General features: G+C 69.1%; 18 protein-coding genes. 10 read left to right on the top strand and 8 right to left on the bottom strand.

Going from position 1 to position 18423, the window contains the following annotated elements; all coding sequences use genetic code 11:
- From ACZ6ZD_RS35955 to ACZ6ZD_RS35930, 6 genes are read left to right on the top strand one after another with little or no spacing between them, the layout of a single operon-like run.
- Positions 1 to 255: an acyl carrier protein gene (locus tag ACZ6ZD_RS35955; protein WP_465678945.1), complete on the top strand. Its 255-nt coding sequence runs from the start codon at positions 1 to 3 to the stop codon at positions 253 to 255.
- On the top strand, positions 252 to 1442 hold the full coding sequence (locus ACZ6ZD_RS35950; RefSeq protein ID WP_465678944.1) for an ATP-grasp domain-containing protein: 1191 nt from the start codon (positions 252 to 254) through the stop codon (positions 1440 to 1442). Before ACZ6ZD_RS35955 ends, ACZ6ZD_RS35950 begins: the two co-directional genes overlap by 4 nt.
- A complete protein-coding gene (locus ACZ6ZD_RS35945; protein WP_465678942.1) occupies positions 1432 to 2385 on the top strand; it encodes a Gfo/Idh/MocA family protein in 954 nt (317 codons plus the stop codon). The genes ACZ6ZD_RS35950 and ACZ6ZD_RS35945 overlap by 11 nt, the downstream gene beginning before the upstream one ends.
- Positions 2382 to 3236: an aminoglycoside phosphotransferase family protein gene (locus ACZ6ZD_RS35940; protein ID WP_465678941.1), complete on the top strand. Its 855-nt coding sequence runs from the start codon at positions 2382 to 2384 to the stop codon at positions 3234 to 3236. The genes ACZ6ZD_RS35945 and ACZ6ZD_RS35940 overlap by 4 nt, the downstream gene beginning before the upstream one ends.
- Complete coding sequence (locus ACZ6ZD_RS35935) at positions 3233 to 4258, top strand: hypothetical protein (RefSeq protein ID WP_465678940.1); 1026 nt, start codon at positions 3233 to 3235, stop codon at positions 4256 to 4258. The genes ACZ6ZD_RS35940 and ACZ6ZD_RS35935 overlap by 4 nt, the downstream gene beginning before the upstream one ends.
- The gene (locus ACZ6ZD_RS35930) at positions 4255 to 5409 is read left to right on the top strand and encodes a condensation domain-containing protein (RefSeq protein WP_465678938.1); all 1155 of its coding nucleotides are present in this window, start codon (positions 4255 to 4257) and stop codon (positions 5407 to 5409) included. The genes ACZ6ZD_RS35935 and ACZ6ZD_RS35930 overlap by 4 nt, the downstream gene beginning before the upstream one ends.
- A gap of 1 nt (position 5410) precedes the next feature.
- Here the strand turns inward: ACZ6ZD_RS35930 and ACZ6ZD_RS35925 are convergent, their stop codons facing one another.
- The 8 genes from ACZ6ZD_RS35925 to ACZ6ZD_RS35890 all read right to left on the bottom strand — a co-directional run bounded on the left by ACZ6ZD_RS35925 (position 5411) and on the right by ACZ6ZD_RS35890 (position 12790).
- Positions 5411 to 6001, bottom strand: a complete 591-nt coding sequence (locus tag ACZ6ZD_RS35925; RefSeq protein ID WP_465678937.1) for an NADPH-dependent FMN reductase — start codon at positions 5999 to 6001, stop codon at positions 5411 to 5413.
- 58 nt (positions 6002 to 6059) lie between these two features.
- Complete coding sequence (locus ACZ6ZD_RS35920) at positions 6060 to 6731, bottom strand: DedA family protein (protein WP_465678936.1); 672 nt, start codon at positions 6729 to 6731, stop codon at positions 6060 to 6062.
- A gap of 120 nt (positions 6732 to 6851) precedes the next feature.
- Positions 6852 to 7685, bottom strand: coding sequence for a LamG-like jellyroll fold domain-containing protein (locus ACZ6ZD_RS35915; RefSeq protein WP_465678934.1), 834 nt, complete (start codon positions 7683 to 7685; stop codon positions 6852 to 6854).
- Between the two features lie 34 nt (positions 7686 to 7719).
- Positions 7720 to 8745: a LacI family DNA-binding transcriptional regulator gene (locus tag ACZ6ZD_RS35910; protein WP_465678933.1), complete on the bottom strand. Its 1026-nt coding sequence runs from the start codon at positions 8743 to 8745 to the stop codon at positions 7720 to 7722.
- Positions 8738 to 9757: a Gfo/Idh/MocA family protein gene (locus tag ACZ6ZD_RS35905; protein ID WP_465678932.1), complete on the bottom strand. Its 1020-nt coding sequence runs from the start codon at positions 9755 to 9757 to the stop codon at positions 8738 to 8740. The genes ACZ6ZD_RS35910 and ACZ6ZD_RS35905 overlap by 8 nt, the downstream gene beginning before the upstream one ends.
- Positions 9754 to 10569, bottom strand: a complete 816-nt coding sequence (locus ACZ6ZD_RS35900; RefSeq protein WP_465678930.1) for a carbohydrate ABC transporter permease — start codon at positions 10567 to 10569, stop codon at positions 9754 to 9756. Before ACZ6ZD_RS35900 ends, ACZ6ZD_RS35905 begins: the two co-directional genes overlap by 4 nt.
- The gene (locus tag ACZ6ZD_RS35895; RefSeq protein ID WP_465678929.1) at positions 10566 to 11486 is read right to left on the bottom strand and encodes a carbohydrate ABC transporter permease; all 921 of its coding nucleotides are present in this window, start codon (positions 11484 to 11486) and stop codon (positions 10566 to 10568) included. Before ACZ6ZD_RS35895 ends, ACZ6ZD_RS35900 begins: the two co-directional genes overlap by 4 nt.
- Positions 11483 to 12790: an ABC transporter substrate-binding protein gene (locus ACZ6ZD_RS35890; protein ID WP_465678928.1), complete on the bottom strand. Its 1308-nt coding sequence runs from the start codon at positions 12788 to 12790 to the stop codon at positions 11483 to 11485. The genes ACZ6ZD_RS35895 and ACZ6ZD_RS35890 overlap by 4 nt, the downstream gene beginning before the upstream one ends.
- A gap of 151 nt (positions 12791 to 12941) precedes the next feature.
- Between ACZ6ZD_RS35890 and ACZ6ZD_RS35885 the strand changes: the two genes are divergently transcribed.
- The 4 genes from ACZ6ZD_RS35885 to ACZ6ZD_RS35870 are packed head-to-tail and all read left to right on the top strand — an operon-like array spanning position 12942 to position 17095.
- Entirely contained in the window at positions 12942 to 14477 is a 1536-nt protein-coding gene (locus tag ACZ6ZD_RS35885) for a glycoside hydrolase family 3 N-terminal domain-containing protein (RefSeq protein ID WP_465678926.1), read from the top strand.
- Positions 14474 to 15226 carry a 6-phosphogluconolactonase gene (locus tag ACZ6ZD_RS35880; RefSeq protein WP_465678925.1) on the top strand — a complete coding sequence of 251 codons (753 nt, stop codon included), beginning with the start codon at positions 14474 to 14476 and terminating at the stop codon, positions 15224 to 15226. The genes ACZ6ZD_RS35885 and ACZ6ZD_RS35880 overlap by 4 nt, the downstream gene beginning before the upstream one ends.
- The gene (locus ACZ6ZD_RS35875) at positions 15223 to 16377 is read left to right on the top strand and encodes an N-acetylglucosamine-6-phosphate deacetylase (RefSeq protein WP_465678924.1); all 1155 of its coding nucleotides are present in this window, start codon (positions 15223 to 15225) and stop codon (positions 16375 to 16377) included. The genes ACZ6ZD_RS35880 and ACZ6ZD_RS35875 overlap by 4 nt, the downstream gene beginning before the upstream one ends.
- The gene (locus ACZ6ZD_RS35870; RefSeq protein WP_465678922.1) at positions 16364 to 17095 is read left to right on the top strand and encodes a sugar isomerase domain-containing protein; all 732 of its coding nucleotides are present in this window, start codon (positions 16364 to 16366) and stop codon (positions 17093 to 17095) included. The genes ACZ6ZD_RS35875 and ACZ6ZD_RS35870 overlap by 14 nt, the downstream gene beginning before the upstream one ends.
- Positions 17096 to 18423: the final 1328 nt, after the last annotated feature.

Raw genomic sequence — 18423 nt, 5'->3', positions numbered from 1 at the left:
GTGGACATCGAAGACCGCGTGAAACTCGTGCTGGCCAAGGTGCTCGACAACGGCACGACCGCCGAGGAGATCGGGTCGGACGCCGATCTGGTCGAGCAGTACGGGCTGGACTCGCTGCAGACGATCACGTTCCTGCTGGCGATCGAGGACGAGTTCGACCTGGAGCTCGACTACCCGTCGCTGCAGCTGGACGATCTGCGCCGGGTGAGCCAGTTCAGCGCGTTCGTGGCGCGGCTGGCCGCACCCGTGCAATGACGATCCGCTTCGGCACGTTCGACGCGGAGACGTGGTGGCGGCCCGCCGACCTGGCCGAGCTGCCGTCCGTCGGCGGCCGGGACCCGGCGGTCGACGCGATGGACGAGCTGCTGCTGGGCTTCTGCGCGCCGGACGACGTCCTGATCACCCGGTACCCGATCGACCCAGGGGTCGTGGCCGGCCTGGGCTTCCCGATCCGGCACCAGGCGGTCGACAACCCCGGACCGGGGCCGGTCGAGCGGTACCTCGGCCCCCTGACGGGTGAGGTCTCGCCGTACGCCGTCCTCCCGGACACCGCCCGGCTGGCCGGCTCCAGCCTGCCCACAGCGGAGGTGGTCGCCCAGGTCAACTCCAAGACCTGGTCGAACGAGCTGGTGATCGAACTCGGCCTACCCGGCGCGGGCCGAGTCGTTCGCACACCTGAGGAGTTGGTCGAGGCCGTCACCGCGCTCGAGTTCCGGGCGCTGGTGAAGGACCCGTACGGCGTTTCCGGCCGCGCGCTGCTGGAGGTGTCGACCCCCGGCGTCCTGCGCGCGGTAGAACGCGTACTGCGCAAACAGGTGGACGCCGGGCGCCGGGTCGAGCTCCTGGTCCAGGAGAAGCTGCCGAAGCTGCATGACTTCTCCGGGCACTTCGAGCTCGCCCCGGACGGTACTGCGGAGTTCCTTGGCCTACAGCAGATGACGAACAAGGGCTTCCGGCATCTGGGCTCGCACCGCCCAGCGCCGGCGCTAGTCGACGCAGGCTGGTACGCCGACGCCCTGACCGGCGTGACGGAGGCTCTGGCGCGTGCCGGCTACTGGGGCCCGGTCGGAGTCGATGCGATGCTGCTGACCGACGGCAGCGTCGTACCGGTGCTGGAGATCAACGCCCGGCAGTCACTCGGGCTGCTGACTCTCCAGCTGGACCAGCGGTCGCCGCTGACCGCGCATCTGTGGCAACTCGAACTGAACCTTGCTCCTGGCAAGGGAATCACCGATGTGCTGACCGCCTTCGACGGTCTGCTCAGCACCGGCGACCAGCCCGGCGTCCTCGTGCTGAACGGCAGCACGCTCGCCGCGCCTGGTGGCCGCGTCTACCTGGCGATCTTCTGCCGCACCGACGACCTCGACCAGTGGCGACGCCGCCTGGTCGACGCGGTCAACGCTGCCGGCCTGACACCACGAGGGATGACCGATGCCGCTTGAGATCGGACTGATCGGAGCCACCGGGATCGCAGCACGCACCATGCTCGCCCCGGCGGACGCCGTGAACGCGCACGTCCGTGCGGTCGCAGCCAGCGACCCGGTACGGGCCAAGGAGTACGCGAACCAGCACTGCATCGAGGTTGTGCACGACAACTACGCAGCACTGCTCGCGGACCCCAAAATCGACGCCGTCTATGTTTCACTGCACAACTCGGCCCACCACCGCTGGGCGGTCCGCGCTGCCGTGGCGGGTAAGCATGTGATCGTTGAGAAGCCCCTGTGCCTCACTGCGGACGAGGTGGCCGAGCTGGAGTTCGCAGCGGACGGCGCCGTCCACATCACCGAGGCTGTCGCCACCGCACATCACGAGTGGCAGCAGGTGGTCCGCTCGTACATCAGGGACAGCCGGTACGGCGTACTGCGCTCGGTGCACACCCGGATGACGTTCGCCGAGCCGAAGCCAGGTGGGTATCGCGACCGGCCAGAGCTGGGCGGGGGCATCTTCTTCGACTGTGCCAGCTACTGGTTGCAGGCACTCCAGGCCACAGTCGGGCTGGAGGTGACCGAGTACGCCGGCGAGTCGGCGTTCGACGGCCCGAACGGCGTCGACCGGGAGTTCCGGGCCACCCTGCGCTGGCCGGAGACCACAGCGACCTTGGACTGCGGTGTCGGGCCGAATCACGTCAGCGAGCACGTCTTCGAGTTCGAGGGCGCGACAGTCAAGCTGCGCAACTTCCTCCGGCCGGTGATCGCCGCCCTCCCGCTGAACCTGGTCGTCACCCCGGCCGGCGGCGAACGCGAAGTCATCGGCTTCGCGCCGGTCTCGTACTACGAACGCCAGCTCGCGCGGCTCGTCGACGGCCGCTCCGATCTCGCGGACGCCGTCCCGCGGATCGAGCTGATGGACGCCATCTACCAGTCCGCCCGAAAGGCCACCGAATGAACGTCAACGACCTGCTGGCCGCCGCCGGCCGCGACCCGGGCAAGCTCACTGCCGTCGCCGACCTTGCCGACGGCACTTACAACCAGGTGCAGCGGTTGAGCCTGACCGACGGCGATCTGGTGCTGAAGATCGCACCGACCGGTCCGGGGCTCACCTACGAGCAGGACCTGATCGGGACCGAGACGCTGTTCTACCAGGCGGCGCTCGGCAAGGCGCCGGTCCCAGAGGTGGTGCACACCGGCCCGGGCTTCCTGCTGATGACCGCCCTGCCCGGAGTCACGCTGCACAGCGTCGCTGACACGCGGGCGCAGTACCGGCGCGAGCTCGGCGGGATCGTCTCCAGCCTGCACGAGGTGACCGGGACGGACGGCTTCGGCTACCCGCAACGCGGGCTGAAGGCCAGCTGGAGCGCAGCCTTCCTCGGGATGTTCGACGACCTCATGGCCGACGCCGAGCGCTACAACGTCGCTCTGCCCCCGGCTGTCCGCCGGGAGCTCGTCACCGACCGGAAAGCCTTGCTGGACTCGGTGTCCGTGCCGCGGCTGATCCACTTCGACCTGTGGGACGGCAACATCCTGGTCGAGGACGGGCGGGTGACCGGGCTGATCGACGGCGAGCGCGCGTTCTGGGGTGACCCGGTGGCCGAGTTCGTCTCGCTGACGCTGTTCGCCGAGGTGGACGCCGACCTGCTGGCCGGGTACGGCGCCGACATCGACCGGGAACGTCTCGCGCTGTACCGCGTCTACCTCTACCTGATCATGCTGATCGAGGCGACGCCGCGTGGCTCGACCGACGTCGGCTTCCAGAAGCTGATCGAGCGGCACCTCGACAAGGCGCTGGCGGAGCTGTGATCGAGGTGCTCACGTCCGGTGTCGCACTGGGCGTGCACGTCCCCGGTCTGCTGCTGGCCGACCGGATTCGCGAGCAAGGCGGACAGGTGTCCGTCTCAGTGCTGGAACGGCTGATGCCGGCGAAAACCCTCGCCACGACCGCGCAGTCCAAACTGGCCTTCCACCGCGACTTCCGCGTCGCTATGGCTGGTCAGAAGATCGCAGGGAACGCCTCTCGGGCAGCAGACCCGGCCGCGGTCGCAGCGCTCTTTGCGGACTGGCATGCGCGCGGCGTGACCCGCTTCGTCGTCCTGTCCGGCTTCTGGCTCACGCTGCTCACGGAGTACGTCGAGCAGTACGGTCCGGTCGACGTGGACATCTGCCACGTGGACTCCGTGTCGTCGCCGTCGTTCGACAAGGTCGGTACGCCGTCCATTCCGGTGCGGCGTATCTGGCTGGGTGACGCGGACGCCGGGACGGTGCCCTGGAGCATCCCTGTCAGCCGAGACGAGCCAGTCCCCTGGGCTGACCGGGACCGGAGACTGCTGGTGCACGGCGGCGGCTGGGGCATGGGCACCTACCGCGACTACGCCGATGAGCTGGTCGCTGCGGGCTTCGCACTGGACGTGGTGGCCTACGAACAGCAAGACCTGACCACGGACGGCGTCCGGTACTTCATGATCGATCCGGAGTGGCATCCGTGGCTGGACGACGGCTATCCGCCGTTCGGGTTGGCCGGGGAGCCGTTCGAGCAACGCACTGGTCACCACGGGTCGTTCGACCTCTGTCGGCAGGCGCTGGCCACGGTCAGCAAGCCCGGCGGCGGGACGCTACTCGATTCGCTGTGGTCCGCGACGCCGCTGGTGCTGCTGGAGCCGTTCGGCGCGCACGAGCAGCGGAACGCGGACCTGTGGATCTCACTCGGTTACGGCATCTCGTTCGAAGACTGGGCGCGAAAGGACTTCGCCGTCGACATCCTGCAGGAGCTGCACGAGACGCTACTGAAGGCTGATGTGCCGGACTACTCGAAGGCGCTGCTGTGAGCGTTCCGACCTCGCTGTGGCAGACGTTCGCATTGCACCTGGACGCCATGCGGCCTGGGTTCGCCTGCGGGCCGTGGTTCACGATGAACGCCGTCCTGGAGATGGACGAGCCACTGGACCACAGCGCGCTGGCTGCCGCGTTTGCTGAGCTGCAGCGCCGGCACGACGTCCTGCGGACCGAGATCGTGGCTGGGCCGGCGCAGTACGTGCATCCGTTGCCGACCGCGGAGTTGGAGGTGGTCGACTCGGTTGAAGTGCATGCGGAGGTGCCGATGGCGGCGCCGGTGCGGCTGCGAGTGGCTGGTCCGCGGCTGGCCTTGCACCTGCATCACATGGTGTCCGACCCAGTGACGCTCTGGACGACATTGGACGAGCTGGCCGCGCTGTACCGCGCACAGCTGACTGGCGTCGACGTACCGCCGCCCGCTGCGCAGTACGCCGACTACACGCGGAACGAAGCTGAGCTGGTCGAGCGGCAGCACGGTGCAGCGTCGGAGTGGTGGCAGAGCCGGATCACCGAGGCCAAAGCCTGCCCGCAGCCGTCGAGTGTTGGCCGTAGTGACTTCGCCTACCGCGGGGAGCTGCTCAGCGCAGAAGAGCTCAGCAGCGTCGAGCTGCGCAGCCAGTCCTACCGCAGCACCCCGCTGGTCACGCTCCTGGCCGGGCTGGGCGCAGGCATGGCTCCGTACGTCGGCCCCGGCGACTCCCTGATACTCAACACCCTCCTCAGCAAACGGGACCGGCCGCAGTGGCAGCGAGTCCTCGGCCCCTGCATCATCCCGTCGGTCCTGGCGATCCCGCTCCCGACCGGCACGCTCGCCGACGACGTCCCCGCAGTCCGCGAGGCTGTCCTCGGGTGCGTCAAACACGCCCGCTTCCCGATCCTCGACGTGCCGGTCCCAGCGCGGACGCCGTTCTTCGAGTACGTCCCCCAGCAGTGGCCGAGCGGCTACGACTTCGGCCCGTCGCACGGCACCGTTCACGCCGTCGCCGGCCCCAAGGACACCGGCCTCGCCGACGCCCTGGCCATCCGCCTCCGCCCGACACCCGACCAACAGCTTACCGGCCATTTCAGCGGTGACGGGACCGACTGGACCAGCCCTCTGGTCTCCGAGCTCTGCACTGGGATGCGCAGCTACCTGCTCGGCTGAGTCAGCGGGCCGGTGTGGGCTCAGGGACCGGCTGGAGGGCAATAGCGGTGGCTTGGATGATGGCCGCGTTGGCACGCAGCCAGCTGGCCAGGACCACCTGCAGGTCGTCGAGGTCCCGCTCCTCGAGGATGACGCCGGGAACCGGGACGCTCGCACCCAGCTCGGCCAGCACCGGCCGCAGGTGCTGGTCGGCAAGCAGTTTGTGACTGGGCGCGGCCGAGACCGTGACCGGGACGACGACCGCGCCGGCCAGGGCCCGCGCGGGGAGCACGTCGAGGAAGCTCTTCAGTAGCCCGGTGTAGCTGCCCTTGTAGACCGGGGTCGCCGCGACGATCACCGAGGCCGAGGAGACCAGGTCGATCGCGCTCTCCAGCGCCGCCCGATCCGGCTCGGCGGCACCGGCGAAGATCGCCGGCGCGACCGTGACCAGGTCGATCAGCTCGTCGAGCCGGTACGGCGTCCCCAGCTCGGAGGCGAGCAGCTCAGCGACGCTGGCCGCGGCGGCCGCCGTCCGCGACCCGGCTCTCGGGTTGCCCACCACGGTGACGACCGACTGCGGCCAGATCTGCGGCTCGAACGCGGTTGAGGACATCTGACCCATCTCCTGTACTCGGCAAGTGATGGGTCGAGCCTAGTCAAAGTCGAGCTTTTTACTTGACTTTCTCAGCTGGTGAACGCTTGGCCCGGATCTTGACGACGACGAACCAGGTCACCGCCAGCACGGCGCCGGCGAGCACGACGTACTGGAAGACGCCGACCGACGACTCCACCACGTGCCAGCGCTCGCCGAGCTGGTAGCCGGCCACGATCAGCAGCGTGTTCCAGACGGCGCTGCCGAAGGTGGTCAGCAGCAGGAACAGCGGGATCGACATCCGCTCGACGCCCGCCGGTACCGAGATCATGCTGCGGACGATCGGCACCACCCGCCCGATCAGCACCGCCTTCGGGCCGTGCCGGTTGAACCAGTCCTCGGCCTTGTCGATGTCCTCGACCTTGACCAGCGGCAGTTTCGCGGCGATCGCGCGCGTCCGATCCCGGCCGAGGACGGCGCCCACGCCGTACAGCGCGAGAGCGCCGACCACCGAGCCGAGGGTCGTGAACACGATCGCCGCGACCAGGCCGAGGTCACCGCGGCTGGCGGCGAAACCCGCCAGCGGCAGGATCACCTCACTGGGCAGCGGGGGGAACAGGTTCTCCAGAGCGACAGCGAGACCGGCGCCCGGGGCGCCCAGTTTCTCCATCAACTCGATGGCCCACCCGGCCACACCTCCGGTTGGCTCCTGTGTGGCCTGCAACGCGGTCATCATCACCTGGTCCGTCATGTCGAGAAACGCTAGTCGCGAGACACCTTCTCGCGAATTGAGGTCAACCCCAGTCTTTCCCGGGGGCTATCCCACGGTACCCATCGGGGGGAACCCCCATCCGCACTGCGAAACCGCAGGTCAGCGTCGCCACCGCGGGACGGGAGCAAGCATAGCGGCGTGGTGCGCGGCGATCCGCGCCGCCGGGAGCTCCTTGCCGTAGACGGCCACCTTGCCGACCGCGCCCTGGAACCAGGAGCCGAAATCCCGGGTGCCGACGCGGAACGGCGCCGTGCCGTCACTGGGCACGATGATCTGCCCGCTGATACTCAGGTCGTCCTGGTCGCGGAGCACGCCGTCGCGGTAGATCTTGGTGTAGCCGTTCGGGTAGGTGGCGCTCTTCGCGTTCGCGTTGATGACCAGCACGTAGTGAATCCACGTACCGGCGCTCAGCGAGTCCTGGAAGTAGGAGCCGGCGCCGAGCCCGCCGGTGTTGTTGAACAGATAGCCGGAGATCCGGTTCGGCCGGTTCTCGGTGTTGGTCAGCGAATACATCCGGGAGACGTACTCGTGCTGCCCGGCCTCGCCCTTACCCATCCAGTGCACGTAACCGCTGCTCTGCGCGTGCGGGAACTGCAGTGTGTCCGGCCGCACCCACGCCTCCAGCGTGAGCACACCGGCCGTGGCCGGGCTCAGGACGGCGTTGTCCGGCACTTGGAAGTAGCCGGTGGCCCCGTCGAAGGCAGCAGCCGCCTCACCGTTCGGCAGCGTGGTGGCCGACCGCGTACCGGCGTACGTGCCGGTCAGCTGGGAGCCACCGACGACCGAGGCCTCACTGCTGAACCCGGCCCGCGACATTCGCCAGTACGCCGCTGGCCGGTCCTGCTGGACCGCCGCGTCGTACCCGCTGCACACAGTCGCGGTAGCGGGCAGGACAACCGCCGGAAGAAACAAGAGCCCAATCAGAAATGCCACAACTCGGTACATGGTGCCCCCTCACAGGAGATGGTCAGCCGGAACGCGGCGGCGCGGCCGTCGAGTTCCGGCGGACGACGGTGGCCTTCACACCCACTGACTCCGCCTGGTGCGTGCCCGACTCCGGGCCCGGCCCCGAGACGGGCCCCGATCCGTCGAGCAGCCTGGAGATCGCCAGTTGACCGACCCGGCCGCTCTGCCCGGTGACGGTGGTGAGCCCGGGGTGCACGAGCTCAGAAAGGATGTCGTCGTGTCCGGTCACGCTGACGTCGTCGGGGACGGACTTACCCCGTCTGCGCAGTCCTTCGACCAGACCGGCCGCAAGGACGTCGTCGAACGCCATCACCGCCGTGACGCCCAGCTCGAGCACCTGGTCCGCTGCGGCGACGCCGTCGGCGTGCGTCCCGTCGGTGGGGTCGAGCCGGATCATCTCGACGTCCAGGGCACGGGCTCGGTCTGCGACTGTCCGCCCGCGCTGGGTGTTCGACCACGAGCCGGCTGGGCCGGGCAGGTAGGCCAGGCGGCGGTGCCCCAGCTCGACCAGCTCATCCAGCAGCTCGCGCAGCGCGGCCCGCGAGTCGGTGAAGACGCTGGGGATGCCCTCGACCACTCTGTTCACCAGGACGAGCGGCACGATCCCACTCAGCTCGCGGATATGTGATGCGGTCATTCGCGGCGCACAGAGGATCACACCGCGGCTCTGCTGGGCGAACTGCTCGCACACCTCCCGCTCGATGTCCGCACTGTCGTCGGTGTCGGCGACGAACACACCAGTGGCGTGCAGCCGGGACACCTTCTGCGCAGCCTTGAGCAGCGTGGTCATGTACGGGTTGGTGATGTCGGGAACCACCAGACCGATGTTCGGCGACCGCCCGGTGATCAGCGAGCGCGCCATCACGTTCGGCGTGAAGCGGAGCTTCCTGGCCACCTCACGGACCCGCTCCGAGGTCTCCGGGGAGATGCGCCCGGGATTGGAGAAGACTCGGGACACTGTCGAGATCGAAACCCCCGCTCCCTTCGCAACGTCCTTGAGGGTCGCAGGCCTCGTTCGCTCAGTCATCTCTCGCCTCCAGCTCGGCGAAGAGGCTACCAGTGCGGACGACGCGGTCGATGAGGTCCGACAACCCTGCCGGCGCAGCGATCCGGCCCGGAGTGCCGACGAGTTCGACCGCCTTGTTCACCACGGTGACGAAGGGCTCCATCGCGTCCAGGTCGAGCAGCGGGTCCGGCGTCCCGTCCAGGTTCTTCAATGCCGCCAGCAACGGATGCGGCCCGCCGTGGTCCCGATGCGGCACAGTGATCTGCCCAGCTGTCCCGTGCACAGTGATGGCCGGTTCGTCCACGACGTCGGCAGCTGTCGTACCGACTGCCACCACGACCGGGCCAGTGGCCGACCGGATCCGCAGTACGCCGGTGTCGTCGCCAGTGATGTCGTGGACGGCGTACAGCTCCGCCTCGACGTCGGAAGGCCACCAGGTGTTGTCGATCCGCCGGGCGAGCATCAGCGCCGTGTGGACCACATGCGCCAACGGATTGAACAGAGCACCGTCGAAGACCGCCACACCGTCGTGGAACCACGTACCGGCCCACGGACTGCGCGTGTAGTAGGAATCCGGCCGGAAGAGGCAGCCGTGCGCAGTGATCCGGGTGACCTCACCAACAGCCGGCATCGCTGCCTCAACGGCCTCGATCGTCGCCCGGGCGTACTGGAAACCGACCTCGGCCCGACGCCGCGGCTGGATCGCTCGTAGCGCATTCAGCTGGGACAGCAGTGGGACCGGTGGCTTCTCCAGGTAGAGCGCGCACCCGCCCCGCAGTACTTGCTCTGCCAAGGCGAAATGCGTGTGCGGTGGCGTAGCAACCACCACCAGGTCAATGCCGGTCAGATCGAGGTCGTGACGCCACTCCGGCTTCGCACCGGCCGCTGCGACAACGGCTCGGGTTTCGTCGTCGAAACGCAGGTCTACCAGTGCAGCCAGCCGGAGCAGACCATCACGCTGCCAAGCGAGTAGCTGATCCAGATGCTGCCGGCCGTAGCCCGACGTACCGACGAGTGCGACAGTGGGCGTCATCCCTTCAGCGCTCCCTCGGCCAGGCCGCGGAAGACCTGCTTCTGCATCAGGAAGTAGACGAGCAGCGGCGGCAGCATCACGACGATCGCAGCGGCCGAGATCACCCGCTGGTCCGCCGAGAACGTCCCGGACAGGTACTGCACGCCGACGTTCACCGGGTACTTCGCTGGGTCACTCAACGAAACCAGCGGCCAGATGAAGTGGTCCCACGAGTCCAGGAAACCGAGCACAGCGACCACTGCGAGCGAACCGCGCACCGACGGCAGCATGATGTGCCAGAACACTTGCAGCGGCCCAGCGCCGTCCATGTCCGCCGCTTCGGCCAGCTCACCCGGGATCCGGACGAAGGCCTGCCGCATCACGAAGATCGACACGATCGAGACAGCCTGCGGCAGGACGACGCCGATCAGCGTGTCGTTCAGGTGCAGCCCGCGTGACACCAGCAGCGTCGACACCAGGATGACCTCGAACGGCAGCACCGCCGTGGCCAACAGAATGGTCGTGTACGCCGCACGGCCGCGAAACGCGATCCGCGCGAGCGCGTACCCGGTCAGCGTGGCCAGAACCAGATTGAGGACCATCCCCAGACCGGCGATTGCGAGCGAGTTGCCGACGTACCGCAGGAGTGGGATCTCGGTGAACGCGGTAGCGAAGTTGTCCAGGGTCGGCTGCTTCGGCAGCAGCGTGCCCGGGAAGCCGACCGCTGACTCGCTGGAGCTCTTCAGCGACATGGTGACCTGCCACAGCAGCGGTGCGAGCACCGTAGCGGCGGCGATGATCATCAGCGGCCAACGGATCAGTTTCTCTCTCATGAGCGCGCCTTCCGCGAGATGAGCCAGCTGACCGCGGACACCGACAAGACGAAGGCGAACAGCACCAGGCTGATCGCAGAGGCGTAGCCGGCGTCCGTACCGGGTGCAATGCCCTTCTGGAACAGGTAGACGACGATGGTCTCGGTCGCATCCCCCGGACCGCCGCCGGTGATCACGAACGGTTCCGTGAACACGCGCAGCGTTGCGATCGACGCCAGGATGGCGATCATGATCGTCGTCCCGCGGATCTGCGGCAGGGTGACGCTGAGCGTCCGGCGGAGCCAGCCGGCGCCGTCCAGCTGTCCGGCCTCGTCCAGCTCGGGCGACACGTTCTGCAGCGCTGCGACGGTGATCAGCGTGTAGAGCGCACAGCCCTTCCAGACCGTCACCATGGTCAGACTGATCAGTGCGAGGCTGGGGTCGTTCAGGAACGGCACTGGTCCGCTGACGACGTGCAGGCCCTGCAGGATCTGGTTGACCAGGCCGTCGGAGTTCAGTAGGTACTGGAAGACGACTGCGATCACAGCCAGCGGCAGCACCATCGGCGAGAACAGCAGCGACCGGACGACACCGGAGCCACGTAGCCGCGTGTTGACCAGTACGGCGAGAGCTGTCGACAGCACGGTCAGAACCGGCACTGCGATCAGCATGTAGAGGAAGGTCCGGCCGACGGCGTGCCAGAACGCGTCGTCCGCTGCCAGCTCGGTGAAGTTGGCCAGGCCGGTGAAGGTACCGCCGCCGATCGTGCTGGCGTTGGTGAACGCCAGAATGAAGGTGTTGGCCAGCGGGACGAACAGAAACGTCACCTGCAGGACCAGCGCAGGCCCGATGAAGAACAGTGGCACCCACCAGCGATGCCGTTGCAGCTTGCGAGCCTTCTGGCGCGCTGTCCGGACGGGGATGGCCACGGCGGTCACTGCCGACGGTCCTTGAGGATCTTGGTCAGTTTCGTCTCGGCGTCCGCCAGTGCGTCGGCCGGGCTGGTCTTACCGAGGATCGCGGGCTGCACCGCCGACCACAGCGTCGCTGCGTACTCCGAATCGGCCGCTGCCGGTTTCACCGTCGTACGGCCGTCGTGCAGGCTGGCTGCGGCGATCTTGCGGGCAGCGACCGTCAGGTCCTTGTCGTCGCCGGCAGTGAAGAACGGGTCGTTCAGCGAGGCCAGCGTGCTCGGGAAGACGCTGGACTGTTTGCCGAGCGCAAGCTGGTTCTCTGCCGACGACAGGAACTTTGCGAAGGCGACTGCGGTAGCGATGTTTCCGGACTTCTTCGGGACGGCCAGTCCGTGCGCGACGACCCAGGTCCGTTTGGTCGCGTCACCGAGCGGCTTGCCGACTGCGACCTCGCCGTACACGGCTGGGGAGTTCTGCTTGATGATCTTCAGCCGGGAGCCGCCTGCCTCCAGGTACGCCGTCTTGCCGTCGGAGAACGTCTCGATCTCGCTGCGCTCCTTGGCGGTCACACTGTCCTGCGGAATGCCGCCGGACTTGTAGAGCTCGGTGAGCTTGGCGACGAACTTCTGCGCGTCGGGTGTGTTGACTACCGCCTGGGTGGAGTCGTCGTTCACGAGGGGGACGCCGACTGTCAGCAGCGCACTGGTCAGACCGGTCTCTGTGGGCTGGTAGCCGGCCACCTTGGCCTTCTCGGCGATCTGGGCTGCTCGCTCGAACAGCTCGTCGTAGCTCGCCGGAACGGGTTGGCTGTCCAGACCGGCCTTCTTCAGGACGCTCTGGTTCGACATCAGGACCGGGGTGTTCAGGTACCACGGGAGCGCGGCGATCGCGCTGCCGGTGAAGGCGAACGACTCCCAGGCGGAGGGGACGTAGGTGCTCTTGACGTCGTTCGCGGCGGTGGCCATGTCGACGACCAGCTCCCGGCGTCCGAGCGGTGCGAGCGTGCCGGTGTCGAGGTCCATCACGTCGGGGAGCTTGCCGGTGACGGAGTCCGCGCTGACCTTGCGGGCGGCGGCGTCACTCGGGATGTCGGTCCACTCGACCTTCGTGCCCGGGTGAGCCTTCTCGAAGGCGGCGATGACGCCGTTGAGGTAGTCGTCGAAGGTCGGCGACAGCTGGACGGTCTGGAAGGTAATCGTCCCCTTGACCTCGCCGGACGTGTCGGTCTGCTCCGGTGCCGCACCGCTGCCCAGACCGCACCCTGTGAGCAGCAGCGCCGCGGCGAGCGCACCTGCAACCAACCGGTTGTTTACGAACCGCACTGACATGGCAGCCCCTCTCGAATGACCGATCTGTGCAAACCTTTGACAAACCGTAGCCGTACAGTAGGCTCGTGATCCCCGGTGGTCAACGGAAACTTGCTGATGAATTCATTCCGTGATCGCGGTTCCGTGCAAACCTTTGACACGAGGTGATCGAATGCCCGCACCGCTGAGCGATCCCGCCGCCGACCGCTGGGTGGACGACTGGCTCGGCCGGCTGACCCCGGCGCAGCAGGTCGCGCAGAGCCTGCTGGTGCTGCCCGGCGTCGGCCCGGACGGACTGCCCGACGCGGCGACCCGCCGGGCGCTCGAGCTCGGCGTCGGCACGCTGCACAGCGTCACCGGGATGACGGCGTCGGCCGCGCGGCGGTACCACGACGCCGTGGCGGAGATCTGCGCGGACGCCGGCGTCCCGCCCGCACTGATCAGCGGGAATCTGGAGGCGGGCATCATGTACTCGCTGCGACGCAGCGGGACGCACTTCCCCTACCCACGCGGCATCGGGATCTCCGGGGACGCCGAGCTGGCGTACCGCGTCGCGGCGGCGACGGCGCTCGAAGCGCGCGCGGCCGGCTACCACTGGACGTTCAGCCCGTGCATCGACGTGGTCAGCGTGCCCGACGACCCGATCCTCGGCGTCCGCGCGTACGGCGTACCGGCGCGCGAGACCGGAGCACTAGGAGCCGCCCAGATCCGCGGCTACCAGGACAACGGCGTCCTCGCCACGGCCAAACACTTCCCCGGCCACGGCGACAGCAGCATCGACAGCCACCTCGCCCAGCCCGTCATCAACCGCACCCAAGCCGACCACGACACCACCCACCTACCCCCCTTCGCCGACGCCGTAGCCGCCGGCGTGGCCACCATCATGGTCGCCCACATCGCCTACCCCACCCTCGGCGTCCACACCCCCGCCAGCCTCTCCCCCCTCGTCAACCGCACCTGGCTCCGCGACCACCTCGGCTTCACCGGCGTCATCATCACCGACGCCCTCCACATGGACGCCGTCGCCCGCCACCACACCCCCACCGCCGCCGCCCTCCAAGCCCTCACCGCCGGCGCCGACGTAGCCAACATCAAAACCCCCGCCGCCGCCCTAGCCCCCATCCTCCATTCCCTCCAAACCGCCCTCCCACCCAACACCCTCACCCCCGCCACCCGCCGCCTACTCCAAGCCCGCACCCACCTGAACCTCCACCAACCCGACCCCACCCCCCTAAACACCCCCACCCCCTGGCAAGACCCAGCCCGCCCCACCACCATCGACGTGACTGGGACAAGCGTGCTGAACCCAACAGAAAATCATGTAGTGGTTGGGGATTCGGTGTTGGCGCGGCGGTTCTACGAGCTGGGGGTTGCGCGTGGGTTGCGGTTCGAGTTGGTGGAGGAGCAGTTGGTGGACGGCGTGTTGGGGAAGGTGGGCGAACGGCGGCCCGGCGCGTGGCTGATTCCGGTGTTCGGGTGGGGCCCGACGCCTGCCGGGCAGCAGTGGAAGGAAGTGGCGGCGGTGACGGTGGGGGCTCGGTGTGCGGCGGTGGTGGTGAACTCGACGCTGGCGGCGGAGAGTTTTGGCGACGTGGGTGAGCGGGTGTTGAGCGTGCCCGCGATGGACGCGTTCGAGATCGTCACCGACGCGGCCGTCCACGCGGCCCTCGACGTACTGTGCCCGAAGACCGCAGAGGAGAACGCATGACCGTCGGCATCGACCACGCCCCGCAGATCAGCACCTACCCGACCCGGGCCGCGCTCGGGCAGGCGGCCGCGGTGTGGGCCGGGGAGCGGATCCGGGAGGCGATCGAGTGGACGTCGGGCGCCCGGGTGATGCTGGCCGCGGCGCCGAGCCAGGCCGCGACACTGACCGCGCTCGCGACCCAGCCCGAGATCGACTGGAGCCGCGTCGAGTTCTTCCACATGGACGAGTACGTCGGCCTGCCGCCGGACGCGCCCCAGGCGTTCAGCACCTGGCTGCACCGCACCTTCCTCAACCAGGTGCCCCAGGCAACCTTCCATCCGGTAGCCCCCGGCAACGACCCCGAGACCGCGGCCAGGAAGTACGAGCAGCTGATGGGTGACGCGCCGTTCGACGTCGTCCTGCTAGGCCTCGGCGTCAACGGCCACCTCGCCTTCAACGACCCGCCCGCCGATCTCGCCGACCCACGCGCCGCGAAGGTCGTCGCCCTCGACGACACCAGCCGTCGCCAGCAGGTCGACGAGGGCCACTTCGCCCGCTTCGACGACGTCCCGACACACGCCGTCACCGTGACCATCCCCCGTCTGCTGAACACCCGCGACGTGATCGCCTCCGTCCCCGGCGCACCGAAACGCCAAGCTGTGCAAGACACGCTGACCCAACCGATCGGCCCGCAACATCCCGGCACGGCGCTCCGCACCCACGCCCGCGTCCGCCTCTTCCTCGACACCGAATCCGACCCCCGCGGATGACGACGCTCACCGGCGCGACCCTCGTCGTCGACGACCAACTCGTCGACGACGCCGCACTCGTCCTCAGCGGCGGCCGGATCGAGGCGATCATCCCGGCGGACGACGTCCGCCCGGGCGCGGACGTGATCGACCTGGCCGGGCACATCGTCGTCCCAGGCCTGATCGACCTGCACGTCCACGGTGGCGGCGGCCACTCCTTCGACACCCCCGACCCCGCCGCGCACCGCGAGATCCTCGCCTTCCACGCCCGCCACGGCGTCACGACGATGCAGGCCTCGCTCGTCTCCGCTCAGCCCGCCGACCTCGAACAACAGCTGGACGCGCTGGCCGAGAGCGTCGGCGACGGGTTGTTCGGCGTCCATCTCGAAGGGCCTTACCTGGCCAAGTCGCAATGCGGCGCGCACGATCCCGCCGCTCTCCGTCCGCCCGGCGCGGGCGAGGCCGACCGACTACTTGCCCGCGGCAACCTGATCCGAGTGGTCACCGTCGCGCCCGAGCTGGACGGCGTCCCGGACTTCGTCCGTCGGCTGACCGAAGCCGGCGTGGTCGTCGCTGCCGGGCACAGCGAGGCCCGCGGCCCCGAGCTCGCCGCGGCCGTTGCCGGCGGGCTCTCGCACCTGACCCATCTCTGGAGCTGTCAGTCGACGCTCGTCCGGGAGGGCCCGTGGCGGGTCCCGGGGCTGCTCGAGGAGTCGCTCGCCGCCGACCATCTGATCGGTGAGATCATTGCCGACGGCCACCATCTCCCGCCGGCCCTGATCGAGATCGCCCGGCGCTGCCTGGGCGACCGGCTCGTCGTCGTCTCCGACGCCACCGCGGGCGCGGGTATGCCTGCTGGGTACCGCTATCGCCTCGGCGTCATCGAGTGCGAAGTCGCCTCGGGCGTCGGCATGGTCGTCGGCCAGCCGGCCTTCGGCGGAAGCACCACGCCCCTCGACGGCATGCTTCGCCACCTCCACCAAACCCTCGGCTGGCCCCTCCCCGAAGCCGTCGCCGCCACCAGCACCCGCCCGGCGCGCGTCCTCGGATTGGCCAACCGCAAGGGCCGGCTGGCCCCGGCGTACGACGCCGACCTCACCATCCTCTCCCCCGCCCTGACCGTTGTAGCCACCCTCCGAGCCGGCGAATGGCTGCACCGTGAGCTTGCTTGACGAGTACGCCGTCCGCCTCACCCAGGCGATCAACGACCTGGCTCGTGACGAGGCCGACGCCATCGACCGCGCCGCAGCCGTCGTCGCCGACCAGCTCCGCCGCGACCGCAGCGTCTACCTCTACGGCCCCGGCGCCCACTCAGCCCTCGCTGTCCAAGACGTGATCTGCCGAGCCGGCTGCCCGGCCAACCTCGTCCCCATCACCGACCCCAGCACCACCCTCGCCGCCGGCGCCCTGGCCGCCACCGCCGCCGAACGAACCCCCGACCAAGGCGCCGACCTGATCAGAACCTCCGGCCTGTCCGCCGGCGACCCCCTCATCATCATCAACGCCTTCGGCATCAACGCCGCCGCCATCACCGCCGCCCGAACCGCTCACGCCCTGGGCGCCACCGTCATCGCCCTCACCTCCCCCGCCGCCACCGCGACGCTCCCCGCCAACCACCCCGCCCGAGCCGCCGACGTACACCTCGCCGACCTGGCCGACGTCCACATCAACACCCACGTCCCCACCGCCGACGCCCTCCTCCACCTCCCCGACACCCCCACCGCCGGCGCCTCCACCATCCTCAACTCCTTCACCCTGCACGCCCTCCTCGCCACAGCCCTAACCCACCTCCAAACCACCAACCACCAAACCCCAATCTGGCGCTCCAGCTACACCAAAGACGGCGACACCCACAACCAGTCCCTAGCCACCCCTCGCCCCAGCACGTAGAACAGGAGGTACTCCCCCTCCAGCCCCCCACCCAAGCGTCGCCCTCCAACCAGCACCCCCGTCCCGACGTCCACCTCCTGTCCTTCAAGCCAGCCAGTAAGCCTCACCCCACCTCCCCGGCCCACACCCGCCCCGCCCGCCGCTGCGCCACCCCACGCCGCCGTGTGCTGGTCCGGCCAGCCCGCAGCCAACCGTCTTCGGCCGACCCACCCATTGATTGCCGGGTTCACCCACGCGGTGGAGCAGGACGAGCGCCGGTTCGCGGGCCAGCCCAGGAACTGAGTCACCGGGCCAACGAACGGGTAGAGGTTGGAGCCGTGGCGGGGTTTGCCTCGTGACGCGGGGCTGATTGTCCGGCGGGCGACTACTAGTACCCGTTCGTCGGTACGGCGAATTGGGTCGCGCGGGCGCGGGCGGCGGGTGGGAGCACGCCCGGCGCGAGCCGGCCGACGGCGGCCGGAACGTTCGCCTGACCCAAGTCCCCACTGGCCGCTGAAGAAGGTGCGACCGCGCCTACGAGGAGAGGTCGGGTGGGAGCACGGTCAAGTCGCCGGGGACGCGCCCGGCGCGGGCCTGCCGACGGCGGTCGGACGGCGAGGGTCCGGGCGAGGGCGGTCGGACGGCGAGGGTCCGGGCGAGGGCGGCCCAGGAGGTGATCGATGGGCCGACGAGCGGGTAGAGGTTGGCGGCGCAGCGGGGTGTGCCGTGTGCCGCGGGGCTGATTGTCGTGGGGGCGACGACTAGTACCCGTTCGTCGGTACGGCGAATTGGGTCGCGTGGGCGCGGGGGCGGGTGGGAGCACGCCCGGCGCGGGCTTGCCGATGGCGGCCGGAAGGTTCGCTCGACCCAAGTCTCCACCGGCCGCTGAACGAGATGCGAGCGCGCCTGCGAGGAGTGGCACCGGCTGGTGGGTGGGTGGGTGGGTGGGTGCACGCCCGCCGCGGGCCGGGCGATGGCGGCCGGAGCGTTCGCCTGACCCAAGTCCCCACCGGCCGCTGAACGAGATGCGAGCGCGCCTGCGAGGAGAGGTCGGGTGGGAGCACGGCCAAGTCGCCGGAGACGCGCCCGGCGCGGGCCTGGTGACGGCGGCCGGAGCGTTCGCCTGGCCCGAGTCCCCAGCGGCCGCTGGAGGAGGTGCGAGCGCGCCTGCGAGGAGGGTGGGAGCACGCCCGGTGCGGGCGTGCCGACGGCGGGCGGACGGCGAGGGTTCGGGCGAGGGCCCAGGAGGTGGTCGATGGGCCTACAAACGGGTAGAGGTTGCTGGCGCAGCAGGGTGCGCCACGTGGCGCGGGGCTGATTGTCGTGGGGGCGCCTACTAATACCCGTTC

This window comes from Kribbella sp. NPDC104218, assembly GCF_055584105.1.
The sequence above is the reverse complement of the archived record's forward strand: the minus strand, read 5'-3'. Positions and strand labels throughout refer to the sequence as shown.